The sequence below is a fragment of the Citrobacter sp. UYEF32 genome (genome assembly GCF_040546205.1).
Classification (GTDB): Bacteria; Pseudomonadota; Gammaproteobacteria; order Enterobacterales; family Enterobacteriaceae; genus Phytobacter; species Phytobacter diazotrophicus.
Window position 1 is genome coordinate 141,454 of record NZ_JBEPNI010000003.1, and the last position, 20,194, is coordinate 161,647.

Annotated in this window: 23 protein-coding genes; 18 read left to right on the forward strand and 5 right to left on the reverse strand. The window is 52.6% G+C overall.

Features of this window, described 5'->3' with window-relative positions; genetic code table 11:
* The first annotated feature begins 53 nt into the window (after positions 1-53).
* The gene (locus tag ABIB59_RS08960) at positions 54-680 is read left to right on the forward strand and encodes a helix-turn-helix domain-containing protein (protein WP_041852569.1); all 627 of its coding nucleotides are present in this window, start codon (positions 54-56) and stop codon (positions 678-680) included.
* A 17-nt stretch (positions 681-697) separates the two neighbouring features.
* Here the strand turns inward: ABIB59_RS08960 and ampH are convergent, their stop codons facing one another.
* The gene (gene ampH / locus ABIB59_RS08965; protein WP_041852568.1) at positions 698-1,855 is read right to left on the reverse strand and encodes a D-alanyl-D-alanine-carboxypeptidase/endopeptidase AmpH; all 1,158 of its coding nucleotides are present in this window, start codon (positions 1,853-1,855) and stop codon (positions 698-700) included.
* A 196-nt stretch (positions 1,856-2,051) separates the two neighbouring features.
* Here ampH and ABIB59_RS08970 point away from each other — a divergent pair, with 196 nt between their 5' ends.
* The 3 genes from ABIB59_RS08970 (at position 2,052) to ABIB59_RS08980 (ending at position 5,071) form a co-directional block, all read left to right on the forward strand.
* Positions 2,052-2,585 carry an isochorismatase family protein gene (locus ABIB59_RS08970; protein WP_079497585.1) on the forward strand — a complete coding sequence of 178 codons (534 nt, stop codon included), beginning with the start codon at positions 2,052-2,054 and terminating at the stop codon, positions 2,583-2,585.
* 128 nt (positions 2,586-2,713) lie between these two features.
* A complete protein-coding gene (gene sbmA / locus ABIB59_RS08975; protein WP_041852566.1) occupies positions 2,714-3,934 on the forward strand; it encodes a peptide antibiotic transporter SbmA in 1,221 nt (406 codons plus the stop codon).
* Between the two features lie 12 nt (positions 3,935-3,946).
* Positions 3,947-5,071: a DUF1615 domain-containing protein gene (locus ABIB59_RS08980; protein WP_502910495.1), complete on the forward strand. Its 1,125-nt coding sequence runs from the start codon at positions 3,947-3,949 to the stop codon at positions 5,069-5,071.
* Here the strand turns inward: ABIB59_RS08980 and ABIB59_RS08985 are convergent.
* Positions 5,068-5,370, reverse strand: a complete 303-nt coding sequence (locus ABIB59_RS08985; RefSeq protein ID WP_041852564.1) for a YaiY family protein — start codon at positions 5,368-5,370, stop codon at positions 5,068-5,070. The two genes, ABIB59_RS08980 and ABIB59_RS08985, sit on opposite strands and share 4 nt — an antisense overlap.
* Before the next feature lie 253 nt (positions 5,371-5,623).
* Here ABIB59_RS08985 and ABIB59_RS08990 point away from each other — a divergent pair, with 253 nt between their 5' ends.
* Positions 5,624-5,860 (forward strand): DUF2754 domain-containing protein, encoded by a 237-nt coding sequence (locus ABIB59_RS08990; protein ID WP_079497583.1) that lies wholly within the window; start codon positions 5,624-5,626, stop codon positions 5,858-5,860.
* On the opposite strand, the gene ddlA is transcribed toward ABIB59_RS08990, so the two are convergent.
* Positions 5,857-6,957: a D-alanine--D-alanine ligase gene (gene ddlA / locus ABIB59_RS08995; RefSeq protein ID WP_079497582.1), complete on the reverse strand. Its 1,101-nt coding sequence runs from the start codon at positions 6,955-6,957 to the stop codon at positions 5,857-5,859. The genes ABIB59_RS08990 and ddlA overlap by 4 nt on opposite strands.
* A gap of 84 nt (positions 6,958-7,041) precedes the next feature.
* Here ddlA and ABIB59_RS09000 point away from each other — a divergent pair, with 84 nt between their 5' ends.
* The 7 genes from ABIB59_RS09000 (at position 7,042) to ABIB59_RS09030 (ending at position 14,404) form a co-directional block, all read left to right on the forward strand.
* Entirely contained in the window at positions 7,042-7,725 is a 684-nt protein-coding gene (locus tag ABIB59_RS09000; protein WP_079497581.1) for an extensin-like domain-containing protein, read from the forward strand.
* A gap of 170 nt (positions 7,726-7,895) precedes the next feature.
* Positions 7,896-9,086, forward strand: coding sequence for a multidrug efflux MFS transporter (locus ABIB59_RS09005; protein ID WP_354035064.1), 1,191 nt, complete (start codon positions 7,896-7,898; stop codon positions 9,084-9,086).
* A 258-nt stretch (positions 9,087-9,344) separates the two neighbouring features.
* Positions 9,345-9,605 (forward strand): anti-adapter protein IraP, encoded by a 261-nt coding sequence (iraP, locus tag ABIB59_RS09010; RefSeq protein WP_041852560.1) that lies wholly within the window; start codon positions 9,345-9,347, stop codon positions 9,603-9,605.
* A gap of 100 nt (positions 9,606-9,705) precedes the next feature.
* Positions 9,706-11,124: an alkaline phosphatase gene (gene phoA / locus ABIB59_RS09015; protein ID WP_079497580.1), complete on the forward strand. Its 1,419-nt coding sequence runs from the start codon at positions 9,706-9,708 to the stop codon at positions 11,122-11,124.
* A 92-nt stretch (positions 11,125-11,216) separates the two neighbouring features.
* Positions 11,217-11,537 carry a phosphate starvation-inducible protein PsiF gene (gene psiF, locus ABIB59_RS09020; protein WP_041852558.1) on the forward strand — a complete coding sequence of 107 codons (321 nt, stop codon included), beginning with the start codon at positions 11,217-11,219 and terminating at the stop codon, positions 11,535-11,537.
* Positions 11,538-11,627: 90 nt separating this feature from the next.
* On the forward strand, positions 11,628-12,740 hold the full coding sequence (gene adrA, locus ABIB59_RS09025) for a diguanylate cyclase AdrA (RefSeq protein ID WP_354035066.1): 1,113 nt from the start codon (positions 11,628-11,630) through the stop codon (positions 12,738-12,740).
* Between the two features lie 140 nt (positions 12,741-12,880).
* The gene (locus ABIB59_RS09030; protein WP_354035068.1) at positions 12,881-14,404 is read left to right on the forward strand and encodes an FAD-dependent oxidoreductase; all 1,524 of its coding nucleotides are present in this window, start codon (positions 12,881-12,883) and stop codon (positions 14,402-14,404) included.
* A gap of 43 nt (positions 14,405-14,447) precedes the next feature.
* On the opposite strand, the gene proC is transcribed toward ABIB59_RS09030, so the two are convergent.
* Positions 14,448-15,254 (reverse strand): pyrroline-5-carboxylate reductase, encoded by an 807-nt coding sequence (gene proC, locus ABIB59_RS09035; RefSeq protein ID WP_071195854.1) that lies wholly within the window; start codon positions 15,252-15,254, stop codon positions 14,448-14,450.
* 138 nt (positions 15,255-15,392) lie between these two features.
* Here proC and ABIB59_RS09040 point away from each other — a divergent pair, with 138 nt between their 5' ends.
* From ABIB59_RS09040 to ppnP, 5 genes are all read left to right on the forward strand, one after another.
* Positions 15,393-15,857, forward strand: coding sequence for a YaiI/YqxD family protein (locus ABIB59_RS09040; protein WP_354035459.1), 465 nt, complete (start codon positions 15,393-15,395; stop codon positions 15,855-15,857).
* Between the two features lie 269 nt (positions 15,858-16,126).
* On the forward strand, positions 16,127-16,651 hold the full coding sequence (gene aroL, locus ABIB59_RS09045) for a shikimate kinase AroL (RefSeq protein WP_041852553.1): 525 nt from the start codon (positions 16,127-16,129) through the stop codon (positions 16,649-16,651).
* Between the two features lie 50 nt (positions 16,652-16,701).
* Positions 16,702-16,893 carry a protein YaiA gene (gene yaiA / locus ABIB59_RS09050; protein ID WP_041852552.1) on the forward strand — a complete coding sequence of 64 codons (192 nt, stop codon included), beginning with the start codon at positions 16,702-16,704 and terminating at the stop codon, positions 16,891-16,893.
* A 197-nt stretch (positions 16,894-17,090) separates the two neighbouring features.
* The gene (locus ABIB59_RS09055) at positions 17,091-17,768 is read left to right on the forward strand and encodes an AroM family protein (protein ID WP_041852551.1); all 678 of its coding nucleotides are present in this window, start codon (positions 17,091-17,093) and stop codon (positions 17,766-17,768) included.
* An 88-nt stretch (positions 17,769-17,856) separates the two neighbouring features.
* Entirely contained in the window at positions 17,857-18,141 is a 285-nt protein-coding gene (gene ppnP, locus ABIB59_RS09060; RefSeq protein WP_041852550.1) for a pyrimidine/purine nucleoside phosphorylase, read from the forward strand.
* Positions 18,142-18,194: 53 nt separating this feature from the next.
* Here the strand turns inward: ppnP and rdgC are convergent, their stop codons facing one another.
* Positions 18,195-19,106 (reverse strand): recombination-associated protein RdgC, encoded by a 912-nt coding sequence (gene rdgC, locus ABIB59_RS09065; RefSeq protein ID WP_079497577.1) that lies wholly within the window; start codon positions 19,104-19,106, stop codon positions 18,195-18,197.
* 99 nt (positions 19,107-19,205) lie between these two features.
* Between rdgC and mak the strand changes: the two genes are divergently transcribed.
* The gene (gene mak / locus ABIB59_RS09070) at positions 19,206-20,111 is read left to right on the forward strand and encodes a fructokinase (protein ID WP_071195852.1); all 906 of its coding nucleotides are present in this window, start codon (positions 19,206-19,208) and stop codon (positions 20,109-20,111) included.
* Positions 20,112-20,194 lie beyond the last annotated feature (83 nt).

The window sequence follows — 20,194 nt, forward strand, 5'->3', positions numbered from 1 at the left end:
TATCCAAATTCCCGCCACGGATTGGCGGGAATTTTATTTTATAAGGGACTTGAATGATTTCATTAAGTAAGCCGCTTGCGGAGTTATATTTACTAGATGAATGTTTTTCCGCTCATGGTATTCCTTTTGAGTTAGCCAATGACGCCATTCTGACTTTCAATAAAATCGACCCGAATAACATTACCCTTGTCCTTCTGCAGGGTGAAATAGCTATTAGTCGAAAATATAACGATGTGCTATTAGGTATTGCCAGGGCACCGTTTATCAAAGGGCTAAGTACAGGCCTTATTCAACGCCCATCCGAGTATATATACACCGCGCAAAACGAATGCTCGGGATATTACTTGTCTTCTGATTTAGCGATGACGCTCATAGATAAAAACCAACTGTGGCGTGAAGCGTTTGCGTGGCTGACATGGTGGCACCGCATTGCTGAAACCCGCGATTGTCAGCTTATTGGCAGCAGTACCTACGACCAAATTCGGGCATCGCTGTTAACCATGTCTGACTGGGACGAACAGCTTAGAGCGCGCGTTGGGGTTATTCAGTACATTCAGCGGCGCACCGGGGTTTCTCGCTCTGTGATTGCCGAAGTCCTGTCCGCACTGCGTAAAGGAAACTATATCGAAATGCATAAAGGCAAGCTGTTGAAAATCAACCGCTTGCCTTATGAGTATTGACCAACTGCCTGGCCAAATCAGGACGAAGGTGCAACCACCGGTTTATTGTTGCTCAATTCACTAACCAGATCGTTTACGCCATCGCTCATATTCACGAAACGCGTTAATGGCGAACGCGTGATCACCACGAACACACCGACATTACTCTGCGGGATCATCGCCATATAGGTAATGAAACCGCCACCACCACCCGTTTTCTGAATAATTCCCGGATGCCCGTCTTTCGGTGCCATATACACCCAGCCCAGGCCTAACGCGTCGGCTTTACCCGGCACATCCATTCCGATAACACGTGTAAGCTGATTGCGCTGATAAATCAGCGTCTGCATACGATCTGCCTGGCTGTTACGGCTGTAGAAATCAGAAGAGAGGAATTGCTGCATCCAGCGCATCATATCCCCCGGCGTTGAATAAACACCACCGCTACCAATAGCCGCCAGGGTGTTATCGCACGGACTCGCGCCTTTTTCCGCCACCATCAGACGACGACACTGGTCAGGTGATGGCGTAAACGTGGTGTCTTTCATCCCCAGCGGACGCGTAATTTGCTCTTCGAAAAGCTGAGAGTAGGGTTTCCCCGCCGCATTCGCCAGCGCATCGGCCAAAAGATCAAATGCCAGGTTGGAATACGCCGCCTGAGTTCCCGGTGCCGATTTTAAGGTCGCCGTAGAGAGCCAGTTCCAGCGCTCTGTGCGGGTCGGCCAGGTAAATACGGTTCGCTTTGCTGCACCACCCGGTTGTTCACGCGGCAGTGCGCTGGTATGTGTCGCCAGGTTAACCAGCGTAATCGGCGCACCCTGATAAGTCGGCACACGCGCACCCGGTGGCGCATATTTGCTTAACGGATCGTTGAGTTTCACTACGCCCTGATCGAGGAGCTTCACCAGCATTTCGCTGGTCATAAGCTTGGAGAGCGAGGCAATGCGAATAACCGAATCAAGCTGCGGGCGCACGTTCGAACCAGGACGCGTTTCACCAAAGCTTCTGAATACCCGCTGGTTACCGTCAATCGCCACCATCGCCATCCCTGTTGCGCCACTTCCATAAAAAATATGGTTGGCATAACGATCAACAATATCAGACGCAAATTCAGCATCAGGCGACTGTTGTGCTGCATGCGCGCAAGTCAGTGTTAACGCGTAGAGCGTCGCGGAGAAAAACAAACAACGTTTCAACGAAAGCATCCGTAAATGAAAGAAGTGGATAATGCGTATTTATACTACCAGGCGGCATATTTCAAAGCACCGAAAAGCGCATTATTTCGCGAAATAACGTAACGAGGGGTAAACATGAACTTTTTTCCGGACCACAAAATAGCCGCTTCGTTGTGATACCCTTTTTCTTTCCGCGGCGAATTTCTGGAGGCGATCAATGTCAGGTAAGCGAGTGGTGATGGTAGTGGATATGCAAAACGGGGTTTTTGCGACGCCACGTTTTCGACGCGAAGCGTGTGTAGCGCGGATAAATCAGCTCACACGGGCGGCGGATACGGTGATTTTTATCCAGCATATCGAAAGCGGTGGACTGGAAGAGGGGAGCGAAGGGTTCCAGTTGCTGCCCGATCTTTACCAGCCTGATAACGCTTTGTATGTCACCAAAACCGCCTGTGACAGCTTTTACCGTACCCTGCTGGCGGAGGTTTTACGCGAGCACGATATCTCTGCATTCGTCATGTGCGGCTGTGCGACAGATTATTGTTTCGATACCACGCTGAAAAATGGTGCCAGCCGTGGATATTCAATTACCGTAGCTGAAGACGCCCATACGACAGCCAACCGACCAGCAGCTCCGGCTGAAACACTCATCGCCCATTATAATGAAGTCTGGCGCACACTTACTGTGCCGGATAACCCCGTTTTTGTGAAACCCGTCGAAACAATTCTTCACGAGTGGCAAACGAACTAAGGCGTTACGCTCAGGTCTGATTCTACAGTTCTCACAACGCTCCCCCACCGCAGGAAGCTCCTGTGGCGGAGGTGTGTTGTGCGCCGTATGAGTAATGCACAAAAATAAGAAGTGAGCAGGAGAGTATTATGTTTAAGTCTTTTTTCCCAAAGCCGAAGCTGTTCTTTCTCTCGGCCTTTATTTGGGCACTGATCGCAGTCGTTTTCTGGCAGGCCGGTGGGCAGGTCTGGATAATGCGGCTGGTTGGCGCTTCTGAGGATGTTCCCATCAGCGCGGCGCGCTTCTGGTCCCTGAACTTCCTGCTGTTTTATGCCTACTACGCATTATGCGTTGGCCTCTTTGCGCTATTCTGGTTTTTCTACGCACCGCATCGCTGGCAGCGCTGGTCAATCCTGGGAACGGCCTTAATCATTTTCGTGACCTGGTTTCTGGTGGAAATCAACGTCGCGATTAACGCGTGGTACGCGCCATTTTACGATCTTATTCAAAAAGCGCTGAGTGCGCCGAATAAAGTCAGTATTGGTCAGCTTTATAGCGAAATCGGTGTCTTTTTGTGGATCGCCCTGATTGCGGTCACCGTTGCGGTGCTGAACAACTTCTTCGTGAGCCACTATGTCTTTCGCTGGCGTACGGCAATGAACGAATTTTATATGGAGCACTGGGACCAGTTGCGCCATATCGAAGGAGCGGCGCAGCGTGTTCAGGAAGACACCATGCGTTTTGCTTCTACGCTTGAAGACATGGGTGTTAGCTTTATCAATGCGGTCATGACGTTGATTGCTTTTTTACCGGTTCTGGTGGCACTGTCGCCACACGTACAGGAGTTGCCGCTGGTGGGGCATCTGCCGTATGGTCTGGTGATTGCGTCCATCGCCTGGGCGCTCTCCGGCACCTTTTTGCTGGCGTTTGTCGGGATTAAACTGCCGGGGCTGGAGTTCAAAAATCAGCGCGTAGAAGCCGCATATCGTAAAGAACTGGTGTATGGCGAAGATGACGTCAACCGCGCGAAACCTCATACAGTGAAAGAGCTTTTTTCTGCCGTCCGCCGTAACTATTTCCGTCTTTATTTCCACTATATGTATTTCAACATTGCCCGTATTTTGTATCTGCAGGTTGATGTGGTGTTCGGTCTGGTTGTCCTTTTCCCGACCATCGCCGCCGGGGCGATTACTTTTGGTCTGATGCGCCAAATCACAAACGTATTTGAACAGGTGCGCAGTTCATTCCAGTATCTGATAGCCTCCTGGACCACGCTGGTGGAACTGATGTCCATCTATAAACGTTTGCGCAGCTTTGAAAGCGAGTTGAATGCACCGCCAGCATCGCAAATGACCAACACTTTCAGTTAAGCAAGGAACGATATGCCTGTTTGCGCGCCGCGTCTTATCGCGACCACAATGACACTGCTGGCGGGAATGATTCTCGCCGGTTGTACGACACCGAAAAACACAACCAGCGCAGAAGAGACGAAGGAGGCCGAAGCGGAGAAGCCCCGCGATGTGGCGAGCGTGGTCAGAGAAAAAATGCCCGCGAGTGTGAAAGACCGGGATGCGTGGGCGCAAGATATTGCCACCACTTTTAGCAGCCAGTCGATTGCTCCGACGCTGGAAAATATCTGTTCGGTGCTGGCGGTTGCGCAGCAGGAGTCTAACTATCAGGCCGATCCGCAGGTGCCGGGGCTGAATAAAATCGCCTGGAAAGAGATTGACCGCCGTGCGTCACGTTTACATATCCCACTTGCCCTGGTACATACCGCGCTGAAAATTGAATCGCCCAATGGCAAAAGCTATAGCGAGCGTCTGGACAAGGTTCGCACCGAAAAACAACTGAGCGAAATTTTCGACGATTTTATCAACGTCGTGCCGATGGGGCAGACGCTTTTTGGTTCTTATAACCCGGTGCATACCGGCGGGCCTATGCAAATTAGCGTTGCGTTTGCCGAGAAGCACACCGACGGCTACCCGTGGAAAATGGAAGGCACGGTGCGACAAGAGGTCTTTACCCGTCGCGGTGGCCTGTGGTTTGGCACATACCACCTGCTCAATTATCCGGCAAATTACACGGCACCCCTTTATCGCTTTGCTGATTTTAATGCCGGACATTACGCCAGCCGTAACGCGGCATTCCAGAATGCACTAAGCAAAGCGACCGGCGTTAAACTGGCGCTGGACGGCGATCTGATTCAGTACGGCAGCAACGAGGCAGGTGCAACGGAGCTGGCAGCCAGAAAACTGGGGGCGAAACTGGGAATGAGCGACAGAGATATCCGCCGACAGTTAGAAACCGGCGACAGTATTGCCTTAGAGAAAACGGCGTTATACCAGAACGTTTATCGTCTGGCAGAACAGAAGGCCGGGAAGACGTTACCGCGAGAAATGCTGCCGGGGATCCAACTGGAAAGCCCGAAGATCACACGCAACCTTACAACTGCCTGGTTTGCTAAGCGTGTCGATGACCGCCGGGCGCAATGTATGATGAAAAACTAATGATGGCGTCGCCAGCGCAATACCAGGGCAATCACGCCCAGAAATGCGCTGCCAATCAGGAAAGGCACCAGACCAAAAATGGTGCCAACACCTAACCCCATCTCGACGTGTGGTCGGTTGGTGTCCTGCATTTGCATCAAATGTTCAAAGACCCCGGGCGCATGCACCAACAGGTTCAGCAGTTGCGCGCCTGCCCAGAAGCAGAGCAGCACAAACACGGCATAAGCGATATTACCGGGCGTAGAGGCGTCGCGAGTTTTTTTACCCGAAAAGGGTTTCGACAGGGTAAAGTCAGCCATATAGACCTCCGCTACGTTTAATTACGTTGGCTCATTGCCAGTGAATCGGTGTAATTTTGACAGTTCGATTAAATTGTCAACATCGGAATGGTGATAATTTCGCAGCGGGAATGATTCCGGATGTGTAAATTTTGTACGCGCTCACATTTCTGTAACATTTAGACCATCAAATTAACATTTCAGAATTTCCGTATGCGCCACAGACGTGCCATGACAAATATGCGAGGATGGCGTTTTTATTGCCGGAGTTGTCATGAAGCTGCCTTCAAAAATACGCCGTGACTGGCACTACTATGCGTTTGCGATTGGTTTGATCTTTATTCTGAATGGCGTTGTGGGTTTGCTGGGTTTTGAAACGAAAGGCTGGCAAAACTATGCCGTCGGGCTGGTGACCTGGGTTATCAGTTTCTGGCTTGCCGGGTTTATCATTCGCCGCCGCCCCGAAGAAAACGAAGACGCGGCGAATGAGGACGAAAAAACGCAGAATTAACCGTTCATTGAACTTTTCAGCGCGCTATCGGCCTGATGGCGCGCCAAAGCCAGTTCAATCAGGCGCGTGATCAAATCGGTGTAGCCGAGACCGCTCGCCTGCCACAGTTTCGGGTACATGCTGATATTGGTGAAACCAGGCAGTGTATTGATCTCATTGATAATCACTTTGTTGTCCGGTGTCAGGAATACGTCGACGCGTGCCATACCCGCGCAGCCCAGAGTCTGATACGCCTGTACGGCGATGGCGCGAATATGATCATTCACTTCGGGGGCGATCGCCGCCGGTACAACCACTTGCGCACCGTTATCGTCAATGTATTTGGTATCGTAAGCGTAAAACTCACTGTTAAGCACGATTTCGCCACAGGTACTGGCTTGCGGATCGTCATTACCCAGCACCGCACATTCGATCTCGCGACCGGTGATGCCGGTTTCGACCACCACTTTATGGTCAAATTCGAACGCCAGGCTGACGGCGGCATGGTACTGCGCTTCGTTGGTGACTTTACTGACGCCAACGGAAGAGCCCTGGTTGGCTGGTTTTACAAACAGCGGCAGCTCAAGTTTCGCCTGTATCTCTGAGAACGTCATACGATCGCGATTGTTGCGGGTTAAGGTGACAAACGGCGCAATAGCGAGACCCGCATCACGGAGCAGACGTTTGGTCACGTCTTTGTCCATGCAGGCGGCGGAGCCCAGCACATCTGAGCCGACAAACGGCAGGTTTGCCATGCGCAGCAGGCCCTGTAGCGTACCGTCTTCACCCTGCGTACCATGAACAATCGGGAAAATCACATCCACTTGTGGGAAGGGTTTGGCATCCGTGGCATTCATCAGTTGCTGTGACGGCTGTCCCGGCACCAGCGCAACGCTGCTTTCAGAGGGATTAAGTGCAATTCGCGCCGGATCGCTGGCATTTTGCAGATAATTATTCGCGTCGTTGATATGCCACTGACCCTGCTTATCGATCCCCAGCAATACAACATCGAAACGCGATTTATCCATTGCATCGACGATATTTTTTGCCGATTGCAGCGACACTTCATGTTCAGCCGACTTGCCGCCGAACACGACCCCTACCCGCAGTTTTGCCATCTCAACTTTCACTCACATGAATCAGAAAGCACATACCATATCACTTCTGCCATACTGTTTTGCAGTGATTAATGGAGGGGATGCGTGAAAGGGAAAGGCTTCATCGGTTTGTTTATTTTGCTCGGCGGACTGGCGGCGGGTTGGCGCTATTTGCCTGCCTACTACAACCCCTTCGCACCATTACAACTCAATGATCCGCCAGGCCGCATTACCCAATTTAAGTTACGCCGGCTCGATCCGGGGCAGTGCGTTGAGTTGCTGCAACAGGCAAACCAGCAGCAACTCATTTCCTCAACATCTGTCGCCGATACCCAGGGTGACTGTCCGCTGAACAATGTGGTACGGGTGCGCGATTTTGGCCCGGTCAAACTTAGCAGCAGTTTTCTTGCCAGTTGCCCGCTGGCACTCAGTTCAGCGCTTTTTGTTGAACAACAGGCCCGGCCGCTAACGCAACAATTTATGGGCAGTCCGCTCATTCGCATCGACCATGTGGGAAGTTACGCCTGCCGTAATATATATAATCGACCCGACGCCCGTCTTAGCGAACATGCCACTGCTGAAGCGCTGGATATTAGCGGTTTTCATCTGGCAAACGGTCAACAGATAACGGTATTGCGAGGCTGGACGCGTGATGATACGCGCCCCTGGCTACAGGCGATGTTAAGCGCGAGTTGTGGGTATTATGGCAATGGCCTTGGGCCGGAGTACAACGCGGCGCACGCCAACCATTTTCATCTTGGGATGCGTGGATTTGGGCTATGCCGCTAAAGCATAAACTACCGTGATAAGTGTGGTTGATATTCAGGGCTGTGGCCTGTGGCAGAATAGAGAAGATAAAACACCAAAAAAAAGCTAATCGCACCTCTGGTGCGTATTCTTATTACTGTTCTTGTTAACCTGTGTCTAATTTGCCAAAAACTGAATAATAATTGCTGTTTATGGAACCCTGGAGAATTAACCTTATTTCCGTATGGTTCGGCTGTTTTTTCACCGGTCTTGCCATCAGTCAAATCTTACCGTTCTTGCCCTTATATGTCTCCCAACTGGGGGTCTCTTCTCACGAAGCGTTGTCGATGTGGTCCGGATTGACCTTTAGCGTCACGTTTATGGTTTCCGCGATAGTTTCACCGCTATGGGGCAGCCTTGCTGACAGAAAAGGGCGCAAGTTAATGTTGTTGCGCGCCTCTCTGGGGATGGCAATCGCCATTTTACTGCAGGCCTTTGCGACAAATGTCTGGCAATTGCTCATCTTACGCGGCGTCATGGGGCTCACGTCTGGTTACATTCCCAATGCGATGGCGCTGGTCGCCTCTCAGGCTCCCCGTGAGCGTAGCGGTTGGGCGCTAAGCACACTCTCGACGGCGCAAATCAGTGGGGTGATTGGCGGGCCGTTAATGGGCGGTTTTCTGGCGGACCATTTTGGTTTACGAACCGTCTTCTTAATCACCGCAACGCTGCTGATCGTCAGTTTTCTGGTCACACTGTTTCTGATCAAAGAGGGGGCGCGTCCTAAGGTCAGCAAGGCGCAACGGCTGAGCGGCAAGGCCGTCTTTTCCTCGCTACCTTATCCGGGCCTGGTGATCAGTCTTTTTCTGACGACGCTGGTTATCCAGTTATGCAATGGCTCTATCGGGCCTATCCTGGCGCTGTTTATCCAGTCAATGACACCCGACAGCAGCAATATCGCCTTCCTCAGCGGGATGATTGCCGCCGTACCGGGTGTTTCCGCGCTTATCTCGGCGCCGCGTCTGGGAAAACTGGGCGATCGAATTGGTACGGCGCGCATTCTGATGGCAACGTTAATCTGCGCCGTGGTGCTATTTTTCGCCATGTCGTTTGTTACCTCGCCGCTACAACTGGGCATTTTGCGTTTTATGCTTGGTTTCGCCGATGGGGCGATGCTGCCTGCCGTTCAAACGCTGCTGCTTAAATATTCCAGCGACCAGGTGACCGGACGTATTTTTGGTTATAACCAGTCGTTTATGTATCTGGGTAACGTGGTCGGGCCGCTGATGGGGGCGTCTGTCTCGGCGATGGCCGGATTCCGCTGGGTATTTGTCGCCACGGCGCTGGTGGTTTTATGCAATATTTGGCAACTGGCGCTGGCATTACGTAAAGCGCGACGTTGAACGGATATCCAGATCGGAAGCTTCTGGCTCCGCTCTGGATATAAATTTTCTTTATAGAAAAAATATATTCTTTTATCTCCCGCCTCGCTTTGACACAGGAATAAATTTACGTCTATGTCAGAGAAACGTTTCGTTACTGGCTTTCCTGTTTTACGGTTCTACATAGCGCAAATTTAGCGAAAAATAATAGATGCATCCACTTTGCAACTACAGAACAGAGTGCTAACGTCATCGAATATCACATAAGGAAATAGCGCTATGAAAAATCTCATTGCAGAGCTGTTGGTAAAACTCGCGGAAAAGGAAGAGGAATCCAAAGAACTGGTTGCGCAGGTGGAAGCGCTGGAGATCGTTGTCACTGCACTTTTGCGTCAGATGGCACTGCCTGAGCAACAGGCGCTTATCCAGAGTATTGAAGGCGCGATGGATGATGTTCATCCGGGAACGGACGTTTCCGATCATGATACGGAGTTGCTGCAACAGTATATAAAAAAGCTTTTAAGGCACCCGCGCAACTGAGACTTTGAGATAAGTCACGCTGTCATCTCACTGTCATACGCGGTGCCTATAGTCGCTCTGTTTTATTTCTTTTTAAGTATTTATACACGGAGAAAATAAAGTGAAACAGAGCGCATTATTCGTCGCCTTATTCCCTATGCTGTTTACCCATGCTATTTATGCGGATACCACTTCCGCCACCACTGTGCTTGAGAATCGTGCCGCACAGGGCGATATTACGACGCAAGGCGGCGCCCGCCGTTTAACTGCCGATCAAACTGACGCAATACGTTCCTCGCTCAATGACAAACCGGCTAAAAATATTATTCTGCTGATCGGTGATGGCATGGGCGATTCAGAAATTACCGCTGCGCGAAATTATGCCGAAGGGGCGGGCGGTTATTTTAAAGGTATCGATGCGTTACCACTGACGGGTCAGTACACGCATTACGCGCTGGATAAGAAAACGGGCAAACCCGATTACGTGACCGACTCTGCGGCATCCGCAACGGCATGGTCTACCGGCGTGAAAACTTATAACGGCGCATTGGGTGTCGATATCCACGAAAAAGATCATATGACGATCCTGGAGATGGCAAAGGCCGCGGGTCTTGCTACTGGTAACGTCTCTACCGCTGAATTGCAGGACGCTACGCCTGCCGCGCTTGTTTCCCACGTGACGTCGCGTAAATGCTACGGCCCGAGCGTTACCAGTGAAAAATGTGCCAGCAATGCGCTGGAAAAAGGCGGCAAAGGCTCCATCACCGAGCAGTTGTTGAATGCGCGTGCCGATGTCACCCTCGGCGGCGGTGCGAAGACCTTCAGTGAAACGGCAACCGCCGGTGAGTGGAAAGGCAAAACGTTGCGTGAGCAGGCACAGGCGCGTGGCTACCAGTTAGTGGGGGACGCCTCGACGCTGGCGGCTATCACCGAAGCGAATCAGGATAAACCGCTACTGGGGCTGTTCTCCGATGGCAACATGCCGGTTCGTTGGGAAGGCCCGAAAGCCACATTGCACGGTAATCTCGATAAACCTGCGGTGACCTGTACGCCAAATGCTAAACGTACCGATAGCGTACCGACGCTGGCGCAGATGACCGAAAAAGCGATCGACCTGCTGAGCAAAAACGAGAAAGGTTTCTTCCTGCAGGTGGAAGGCGCATCGATCGATAAACAAGATCATGCTGCCAACCCGTGCGGCCAGATTGGTGAAACTGTCGACCTCGACGAAGCCGTGCAAAAAGCGCTGGCCTTCGCCAAAAAAGATGGCAATACGCTGGTCATCGTTACCGCTGATCATGCTCACGCCAGCCAGATTATCCCGCCTGACACCAAAGCGCCTGGCTTGAGCCAGTTGCTGAACACCAAAGACGGTGCGGTGATGGCGATAACCTATGGTAACTCTGAGGAAGAGTCGATGGAGCATACCGGTACACAGGTTCGTCTGGCAGCCTATGGTCCACATGCGGCTAACGTTGTGGGCCTGACCGATCAGACCGACCTGTTCTTCACCATGAAAAACGCGCTTGGGCTGAAATAAGTTGCTGCCCGGTGGGAAATCTCTCCTGCCGGGTGGTTTTTTCTCCATGACAGACCATCCTTAAGGGGCAAGGCTTACAGAAGGATGGTGCTATGAAAATAACATTACTTGTTACGCTCCTGTTCGGCCTGGTGTTTGTTACTGCACTGAGTGCCGCTGAGAAGACTCTTACCCCTCAACAACAACGTATGACCCTCTGCAATCAGCAGGCTACGGCGCAGACCCTTTCCGGTGATGCCCGCAAGCGGTATATGAGCGATTGCCTGAAAAATACCAAAACCGAGCCCGGACAAAAAAGTCTGAGTCCCCAACAGCAAAAAATGCGCGAATGCAACGCACAGGCGACGCAGCAGTCGCTTAAAGGCGAAGATCGCAGCAAATTTATGAGCGCCTGCCTGAAAAAAACAGGCTAATCCAAACGGGTGAGCTCGCCACGCGACTCACCCGAAATTTCATACTTTCCCCGCATGACCCCTCTCTATAATTTGGGAAAATGTTTCAGAATGTTCCCAATAATGATGAATGATAATAACTTTTATACAACAGAGAGTGGCAAGGAGAGACGTAGCGCTCTGCACGATGACGATCCCCATTCAATGGGGCTCCAGTTCGCGCAGCGGGAACGGTTGCCACGGGCGGTAGGGCTGGCCTGCCTGTTTATGCCGCTCGCTGGGGTACTGGTATTACAGCCGGTTGCGGGAGGCTGGTGGATTTTATTGGTTTTATGGACTTTCGTCTGGCCGCATCTCGCCTGGCAACTGGCGGCCCGCTCAAGCGATCCCTACGCCAGTGAAACCCATAATTTGAAGGCAGATGCCCTGCTGGCCGGAATGTGGATGGGGCTCATCGGTGTGAACCTGCTCCCCTCTATCGCCATGGCAATGGTGGTTTTTATCACCACGATGGGGGCAGGCGGGCCGCGACTGTGCCTTGCCGGGGTTATTTTGATGGTGGTTGCCTGCCTGGTTACCCTCCAGCTTACGGGGATTGCCATTACCCCCGACAGCCCGTCACTGATTATCTGCCTGACGGTGCCGGTACTTCTGCTGTATCCACTCCTCTTTTCCTGGATGACTTTCCGTAACGCCGCGAGGCTTGAGGAGCATAAACGCCGCCTGCAGGTGATGAGTATCCGTGACGGTATGACTGGCGTTTACAATCGTCGCCATTGGGAGGGTCTGTTGCGTGATGAATTTGATGATTGTCGCCGTCATCAACGGATCGCGACGCTGTTGCTGATCGATGTCGATCATTTCAAAACCATTAACGATACCTGGGGACATGACGTGGGGGATGAGGCGATCATTGCCATCACCCGTCACCTGCAACTCACTTTGCGCGGTAGCGATCTGATTGGGCGTTTCGGTGGTGATGAATTCGCCGTCATCATGTGCGGCACGCCGCCTGAAAACGCGATTGCAGCCATGGAGCGTGTTCATGACCGCCTTACCGCCTTCCGCCTGCCTTCTGCTCCGCAACTGGCGCTGCAAATCAGCGTCGGTGTTGCCCCTCTGACCGATGAAATGACCCACTACCGGGAGTGGCTAAAATCTGCCGACCTGGCGTTATACAAAGCGAAAAAAGCCGGGCGCAATCGCACCGAAGTGGCCGCCTGACTCCTCGCCTGGTTGCTATAGGCCTATTCTCTGCCAGGCTTAACAGGTCATCATTACAGATTGAGTGCTTTTTATTTCCTCGTGGTGTGCGCTGTCTGGCGTTACGTCCGTATCTCCAACACTGACACGAGAGCAATGTTATGAGCTACCAATACGTCTTAGATATCAATTCACTACCGGAGAGCAAGCCGGTAAAAGTCGAAGTGGCGGGTACCGCCATGATCCTCATTCGCACCTTAACGCAGGTGCGCGCATTCCAGAGCAAATGCCCCCATGCGGGAGCTCCCCTTGAGAAAGGGGCTGTCTGCGAAGGGCGGCTGGTTTGTCCGTGGCACAAAGCTGAATTCGACATTAAGAATGGACAGTGGCTTGAGCCGCTAGCGCTGACCAGCCTTAAACAATATCCGGTACTGCTGGAACAAAACCGCGTTCTGGTTAATCCACGTCCGATGTCCCCTGCCAGCAGGCCGCTGATCCGCGGTGAACAGGAACAGACCACGGTTATTTTGGGTACCGGGGCCGCGGGGAGTTCCGCCGCTATAACGCTGCGCGACTCGGGTTACTCCGGGCGTTTAGTGCTTATCGATAAAGAGAACGATGCCCCCTATGACCGTACGGCACTGAGCAAATTTGTCCCCGCAGGAAAAATGAAAATCAGTGAAGTGCCGCATGTGCTTGATGATGCGTTTTACCAGCAGCCGGGTGTTGAAAGCCTGCGAGAAGAGGTGACCGACCTCAACAGCCGCGAGCGCTTTCTTACCCTGGCCAGCGGGCAAAGGCTCCATTTTGACAAACTGTTGTTGGCGACCGGTGGGCAGCCGCTGTGTCCTGATATTGAAGGTAACCACCTGCAAGGCGTTCATGTCCTGCGGGAACTCCATCAGGCACAACAGTTGCTCAACGATGTGGAGCAGGAACATCAATTAGTGATCATCGGCAACAGCTTTATTGCCATGGAGCTGGCGGCAGCCTTACGCAACCAGGATATTGACGTGACGGTGGTGTCGCGCCACGAATTGCCTTTTGTTCCGCAGTTTGGTGAAGAGATGGGCCAACACTTTCTCAATATGCATAAGCAGAATGGCGTGAAATTTGTGACCGGTGAACCGGCGGCACTGGAGGGCAACGGGCATGTGCAGGGGGTACGCCTGAAAAATGGCCTGACGCTGCCTGCACATGTGGTGGTGTTTGCCACCGGGGTTCGTCCGTTTACCGATCTGGCCCATGATCTTCATCATGAAGAAGACGGTAGCCTGACGGTGGATGAAACCTTATGCGCCGCGCCGGGAGTGTGGGCGGTGGGCGATATCGCCAGTTATCCGGCGCCGGAAGGCAGACGGCGAATTGAACACTGGCGCGTGGCGCAGCAGCAGGGGCGACTGGCGGCTAAAAATATGCTGGGTGAGCACCATGCGTTTGATCGGGTACCGTTTTTCTGGACCACCCATTTCGGTACGCGCTTCGAATATCTGGGTTATGCGCGGGAATGGGACAGTGTGAAAATGCTTGGTTCGTTTGAGGATAAGCGTTTTGCGGTGCTTTATGGCGAAGAGGGGATGCTGAAAGCGGTGCTAAGCTGCGGTGAAAATACCGCAACGGCAGAACTGTTGGTGAAAATGCAGCAGCCGATGCCTCTGCATCAGGCCAGTGAGATGCTGGCCTAGCACATGACTGCGCCGCAGGTGGCCCGGCGGCGCAGTCACGGTCTTATTTACTCATCTGTTCGGATTTCGCCATACAGGCCTGAATGGCGTCGATAACGGCCGCGCGGAAGCCTTTCTCTTCCAGTACTTTGACCGCTTCGATGGTCGTACCGCCAGGGGAGCAGACCATGTCTTTCAACTCGCCCGGATGTTTGCCGGTTTCCAGCACCATTTTCGCCGATCCCATTACCGCCTGCGCGGCAAACTTGTAAGCCTGTGCGCGTGGCATTCCGCCCAGCACGGCGGCATCTGCCATGGCTTCGATAAACATAAACACATACGCCGGGGCGGAACCACTGACGCCCACCACCGGGTGAATCATCGGTTCGGCAATAACCTCAGCGGCACCAAAGCAGCGGAAGATGTTAAGTACGTCGGCGATATCTTCCGGTGTCACCAGGGCGTTCGGCGTGATGGAGGTCATACCGGCATTTACCAGCGACGGTGTGTTAGGCATGGTGCGGACGATTTTCCGATCGTGGCCCAACGCCCGCGCCAGTTGATCGAGGGTGACGCCTGCGGCAATCGACACGACCAGAGACTCTTTATTCAGGCTGGATGCGACGTCGCTAAGCACCTTGACCATAATATTCGGTTTTACGGCGCCAAAGACAATGTCGGCTATCTGGGCGACTTCCTGCGCGCTCTGTGCGGCGTTAATGCCGTACTGGTCATGCAGTGCGGCGACTTTTTCTGGCGATGGGGTATAGACCCAGACCTGTCCAGGTTGTACCTGGCCGCTGGCGATCAGACCGCCGAGAATGGCTTTGCCCATGTTGCCGCAGCCGATAAAACCGATTTTTTTCTCCATTACGTCTGTCTCTCTGCTGTTACGTGTTGTGAGGTATAGCTTAACGTGGAAAGGCTTACAGGGCGAAAGCTTAACGTCATGCTTTGCGAAGCGGGGCATTTAACGCGACAATGCCCGAAATGAGAGTGAGGAGCGATGATGGCGATTTGGGTTGATGCGGACGCCTGTCCGAATGTGATTAAAGAGATTCTGTTTCGTGCAGCCGAGCGCACACAAACGCCAGTGACGCTGGTGGCGAACCAAAATATCCGTGTGCCCCCCTCGCGCTTTATCCGTTTCGTGCGCGTTGCCGCGGGGTTTGATGTCGCCGATAACGAAATTGTGCGTCTGTGTGAGGCGGGCGACCTGGTGATCACGGCAGACATCCCATTGGCGGCGGAAGTTTTAGCCAAAGGCGCGGCAGCCGTTAACCCGCGCGGCGAGCGCTACACCGAAGCGACGATTCGCGAACGTCTGACGATGCGAGATTTTATGGATACGCTACGCGCCAGCGGGATTCAGACCGGCGGTCCGGATAGCCTGTCCCAGCGTGACCGCCAGCAATTTGCCGCCCAACTGGATAAATGGCTGCTCGAGCGCCAGCGCCGCAAGGCTGACGAGTAGTATCATCAACGGTTATGTGAATATGTTACGCTAAACGAGCCTGTGGGCTTGTCAACAGACAATCTTTTAAAGTAAGGTTATCGCTACATAGGTTGCATTAAAATCTTTACACTCAAATGTGGCGTCGTCTCTGGGTTCTAATGAGGAAAGATGCAAGTTGTTTTTGAAGCGTAACGATTTGTTTACGATTACTCAACGCCCGGCAGGGTGATTTACCATTATCTTATTTTCTTTTTTTCACCTTGCGATATCAGAGGGAACACCCGTTCATGACGTTACCCATTTTTTTAGTTGGCGCACGTGGTTGCGGTAAGACTACCGTTGGTCATGCGTTATCACAGTTACACCTTTGTCAGTTTGTCGATACAGACCACTGGTTGCAGGAGCAGGCGCAGATGACCGTTGCCCAGCTCGTAAGCAAAGAAGGCTGGCATGGTTTTCGTGCGCGTGAAACCGAAGCTCTGGAAGCTGTTACCGCGCCTGCGCGTGTTGTTGCCACTGGCGGCGGTATCATTCTGAGCGAGTACAATCGCAAATTTATGCGCGAGCAGGGCGTGGTGATTTATCTCTCTGCACCTGTCCCGGTACTGGTTGATCGTCTGGAAGCGTACCCGAAAGAGAGCCAGCGTCCGACCCTGACCGGTAAGCCTGTTCGCGAAGAGGTGGGCGAAATTCTTGCGGTCCGTGATGCCCTCTACCGTGAAGCTGCACATCATGTTGTGAATGCCGCGCAAGATCTTGATTTGGTGATCGCTGAAATTCAGACGGCTCTGCGTCTGGCGCGCGCCAGTTAGCGAAACGATTGTCTATACTTAAGGCCTGACCCCGTAACTGAGGTAACGTCATGCCTGGTAAACCACCTTATCCTCGTGAAGCCCGTGTTGTTGCTGTCGAAAAAGGCACAGCCGGGCAGACCGTCACCTGGTACGAATTACGTGCCGACCATCCTAAACCTGACTCTTTAATCAGTGAGCACCCCACTGAGCAAGAAGCCCTGGATGCTAAAAAGCGGTATGAGGATCCAGATAAAAACTGATTGCCTTGAAAAAGTTCTGAAACATGAAATAAGCGGGGCCTCATCACATTTTTCACTCTGGCAAGATGGATGAGGACCGTCAATAATCAGACATTACTGGCGTATTTGGGAATCTTTAAGAACCTGGAAGTTGCCTGTGCATTTAGGCTGCGTCAAAGCATTAACGAAAAAGCAGTGTTGCAAGGTGGATGAACAAGATGAGTTCAACGATGGCGATCCTCACCGTGGGGGTGGTGCCTGTTCAAACGATATTACCGTTGCTGACCGAGCATATTTCTGAACAGCAGATAACCCATTTCAGCCTGCTGGGTAAAATGGATCCCCAGGACGTCCTGACAGATTACAAAGTTGATCCGGGCGAAACGCCGCTGCCTACGCGCCTGTGCGATGGCAGTATTGCGATGGTCTCGCGAGAGAAAGTGGAGCGTGATCTGCAAAGCGTTATCGAAGTGATGGACAACCAGGGCTACGACGTTATTTTGCTGATGAGTACGGCAGATATCCGTGGGCTGAATGCGCGTAATGCCATTTTGATCGAACCACAGCGTATTATTCCGCCCCTTGTTGCCTCGATTGTTGATGGTCATCAGGTAGGGGTGATTGTGCCGATTCCTGAACTGATGGAACCGCAGCAGCGAAAATGGAGCGTGCTGGAAAAGACGCCATTTTACACGCTGGCACACCCGTACGAGGCGACTGAGTATCAACTGGTTTCGGCGGGAAAAGAGCTTATTGAGCAGGGTGCGGACGTATTAATGCTTGATTGCCTCGGTTTTCATCAATGGCACAGAGATTTACTTCAAAAATCATTGGATGTGCCAGTATTACTTTCTAATGTTCTGGTGGCGCGGCTCGCCTCGGAACTGCTGGTATAAGCCGTATCACCCTGCAATTTCGCGTGACAGAAGCGAAGTCTGGCCTCTATAGTGTTTTTCCAGACATTTTCTTTATAAGGGCCAGTTCATGCTTCAAAGTAACGAATACTTTTCCGGTAAAGTGAAATCCATTGGTTTTACCAGCAGCAGTACTGGCCGCGCCAGTGTGGGCGTGATGGTGGAAGGTGAGTACACCTTTGGTACCGCGCAGCCGGAAGAGATGACGGTCATTAGCGGTGCGCTTCATGTTCTGCTGCCTGGTGAAACCGAGTGGAAGACTTACTCTGCGGGTGAAGTGTTCAATGTTGCCGGCCAAAGTGAATTTCATCTGCAGGTAGCCGAGCCGACCTCTTACCTCTGCCGTTATCTGTAAAAAAACGCCCGGCTTAACCGGGCGTTCTGCTTTTTAGCGTCTGATTTTTTGTCTTAGCGCTGAGCTTCGCCGCCGAGCCCTTCTACCAGGCTGTGGATCAGCGTCGCCAGTTCACCGGTCATCAGAATAAAATCGGCATCAAAGCGCTGGGCGACATCATCGCGGTCGATATCCTCGTTCTGATCGCGTAGCTCGTCACCAAATTTCAGGCGTTTAATCGAGCCATCATCACACACCACAAACTGAACGCGTTGCTGCCAGTCGAGCGCCAGTTTGGTTACCACTTTACCCGCTTCGATATGCACGGCGATCTCATCGCTGACCAGTTCCTGTTTTTTACAGCGAATCACGCCGCCATCTTCCAGAATAGCTTTCAGTTCGGCCTCGTCGAGAAGCTGGAAGCCTTGTGCCACCGTACCGGAACGTACCCATTCCGTCAGCGTCAGTTCAATAGGGGTTTCCAGCGTCAGCGGGACAACCGGTAGAGAACCCAGGCTTTTACGCAGCAGCGCCAGGGTGTCTTCCGCTTTTTTCGCGCTGGCGCAGTCCACCATAATGAGACCATTAACGGTATCAATCCACATCATGGTCTGGCTAAAACGACTGAAGGCGCGCGGCAGCAATGAGTGCAGCACTTCGTCTTTCAGAGAATCTTTTTCGGTTTTTTTTAGCTTGCGGCCCTGGTCGGCCTCAAGACGGGAAATTTTGGCTTCCAGCGCCTGTTTGATCACTGGCGCAGGCAGGATTTTCTCTTCTTTGCGCGCGCAGATAATAATCTGACCGTTCGCAGTGTGGGTCAGCGCATCACTGTGTGAACCCATCGGTGGAACCCAGCCGGTTTTCGCCATATCCTGACTACCGCACGGGGTAAACGATAGTGGGGCAAGCTGTTTTTCCATCTCTTCCGCCCGCAGCGCTACATCGCGGCTGAGACGGTATACCATTAAATTTTTGAACCACAGCATGATATTTTCCACGGTCTAGTCGTTAATTGCAGCGGGCATGATAACCAATTGTCGCCGCGCTTGCATGTGAATGCGTTGTCCAACTATGAGGAGCATTATGTGCGTATTGGTATCGATTTAGGCGGCACAAAGACGGAAATCATTGCGCTCAGCGATAGCGGCGACGAGCTGTTTCGCCATCGTCAGCCGACACCGCGTGATTACCATCAAACCCTTGATCTGCTGGTCTCTCTGGTGGCGTTGACTGAGAAAGAAACCGGGCAAACGGGCACCGTCGGTATGGGGATCCCCGGCTCTATTTCTCCCTATACGGGCGTGGTAAAAAATGCCAACTCAACCTGGCTCAACGGTAAGCCGTTCGATAAAGATTTAAGCCAACGTTTAAACCGGGAAGTTCGTCTGGCGAATGACGCTAACTGCCTGGCCGTTTCTGAGGCGGTGGATGGCGCAGCGGCCGGTGCGCAGACCGTGTTTGCGGTGATTATCGGTACAGGCTGCGGAGCGGGTCTGGCGTTTAATGGTCGCTCGCATATCGGTGGCAACGGGACGGCGGGCGAGTGGGGGCATAATCCGCTGCCGTGGATGGATGCAGATGAATTGCGTTATCGGGAAGAGGTGCCGTGCTATTGCGGCAAGCAAGGGTGCATCGAAACCTTTATCTCCGGTACGGGCTTTGGCACCGATTATCAGCGCTTAAGCGGACACACGCTTAAAGGCAATGAAATCATCCGCCTGGTGGACGCGCAGGATCCGCTTGCCGAGCTGGCGTTAAGCCGTTATGAGCTGCGTCTGGCGAAGTCGCTGGCCCACGTGGTGAATATTCTCGATCCGGATGTCATTGTGCTTGGCGGCGGGATGAGCAATGTCGAACGGTTGTATAAAACCGTACCAAATCTGGTGAAAAACTGGGTTTTCGGCGGTGAGTGTGAAACCCCGATCCGTAAAGCGCTGCACGGTGATTCCAGTGGTGTGCGTGGTGCGGCATGGCTGTGGCCACAGGCGTAAATTAACGACTCCCGGCGGCGCTGTGCCAGCCGGGGCGACTAAATTGTGGTCTGGTTACTCTCAAAAACGAAACGTTCGCTAGC

Bases quoted from the DNA above. Each gene is read 5' to 3' on its own strand.
- ABIB59_RS08960 (WP_041852569.1), top strand. From the start codon at position 54: ATGATTTCATTAAGTAAGCCGCTTGCGGAGTTATATTTACTAGATGAA.
- ABIB59_RS08970 (WP_079497585.1), top strand. From the start codon at position 2,052: ATGTCAGGTAAGCGAGTGGTGATGGTAGTGGATATGCAAAACGGGGTT.
- sbmA (WP_041852566.1), top strand. From the start codon at position 2,714: ATGTTTAAGTCTTTTTTCCCAAAGCCGAAGCTGTTCTTTCTCTCGGCC.
- ABIB59_RS08980 (WP_502910495.1), top strand. From the start codon at position 3,947: ATGCCTGTTTGCGCGCCGCGTCTTATCGCGACCACAATGACACTGCTG.
- ABIB59_RS08985 (WP_041852564.1), bottom strand. From the start codon at position 5,370: ATGGCTGACTTTACCCTGTCGAAACCCTTTTCGGGTAAAAAAACTCGC.
- ABIB59_RS08990 (WP_079497583.1), top strand. From the start codon at position 5,624: ATGAAGCTGCCTTCAAAAATACGCCGTGACTGGCACTACTATGCGTTT.
- ddlA (WP_079497582.1), bottom strand. From the start codon at position 6,957: ATGGCAAAACTGCGGGTAGGGGTCGTGTTCGGCGGCAAGTCGGCTGAA.
- ABIB59_RS09005 (WP_354035064.1), top strand. From the start codon at position 7,896: ATGGAACCCTGGAGAATTAACCTTATTTCCGTATGGTTCGGCTGTTTT.
- iraP (WP_041852560.1), top strand. From the start codon at position 9,345: ATGAAAAATCTCATTGCAGAGCTGTTGGTAAAACTCGCGGAAAAGGAA.
- psiF (WP_041852558.1), top strand. From the start codon at position 11,217: ATGAAAATAACATTACTTGTTACGCTCCTGTTCGGCCTGGTGTTTGTT.
- adrA (WP_354035066.1), top strand. From the start codon at position 11,628: ATGTTCCCAATAATGATGAATGATAATAACTTTTATACAACAGAGAGT.
- ABIB59_RS09030 (WP_354035068.1), top strand. From the start codon at position 12,881: ATGAGCTACCAATACGTCTTAGATATCAATTCACTACCGGAGAGCAAG.
- proC (WP_071195854.1), bottom strand. From the start codon at position 15,254: ATGGAGAAAAAAATCGGTTTTATCGGCTGCGGCAACATGGGCAAAGCC.
- ABIB59_RS09040 (WP_354035459.1), top strand. From the start codon at position 15,393: ATGGCGATTTGGGTTGATGCGGACGCCTGTCCGAATGTGATTAAAGAG.
- aroL (WP_041852553.1), top strand. From the start codon at position 16,127: ATGACGTTACCCATTTTTTTAGTTGGCGCACGTGGTTGCGGTAAGACT.
- yaiA (WP_041852552.1), top strand. From the start codon at position 16,702: ATGCCTGGTAAACCACCTTATCCTCGTGAAGCCCGTGTTGTTGCTGTC.
- ABIB59_RS09055 (WP_041852551.1), top strand. From the start codon at position 17,091: ATGAGTTCAACGATGGCGATCCTCACCGTGGGGGTGGTGCCTGTTCAA.
- ppnP (WP_041852550.1), top strand. From the start codon at position 17,857: ATGCTTCAAAGTAACGAATACTTTTCCGGTAAAGTGAAATCCATTGGT.
- rdgC (WP_079497577.1), bottom strand. From the start codon at position 19,106: ATGCTGTGGTTCAAAAATTTAATGGTATACCGTCTCAGCCGCGATGTA.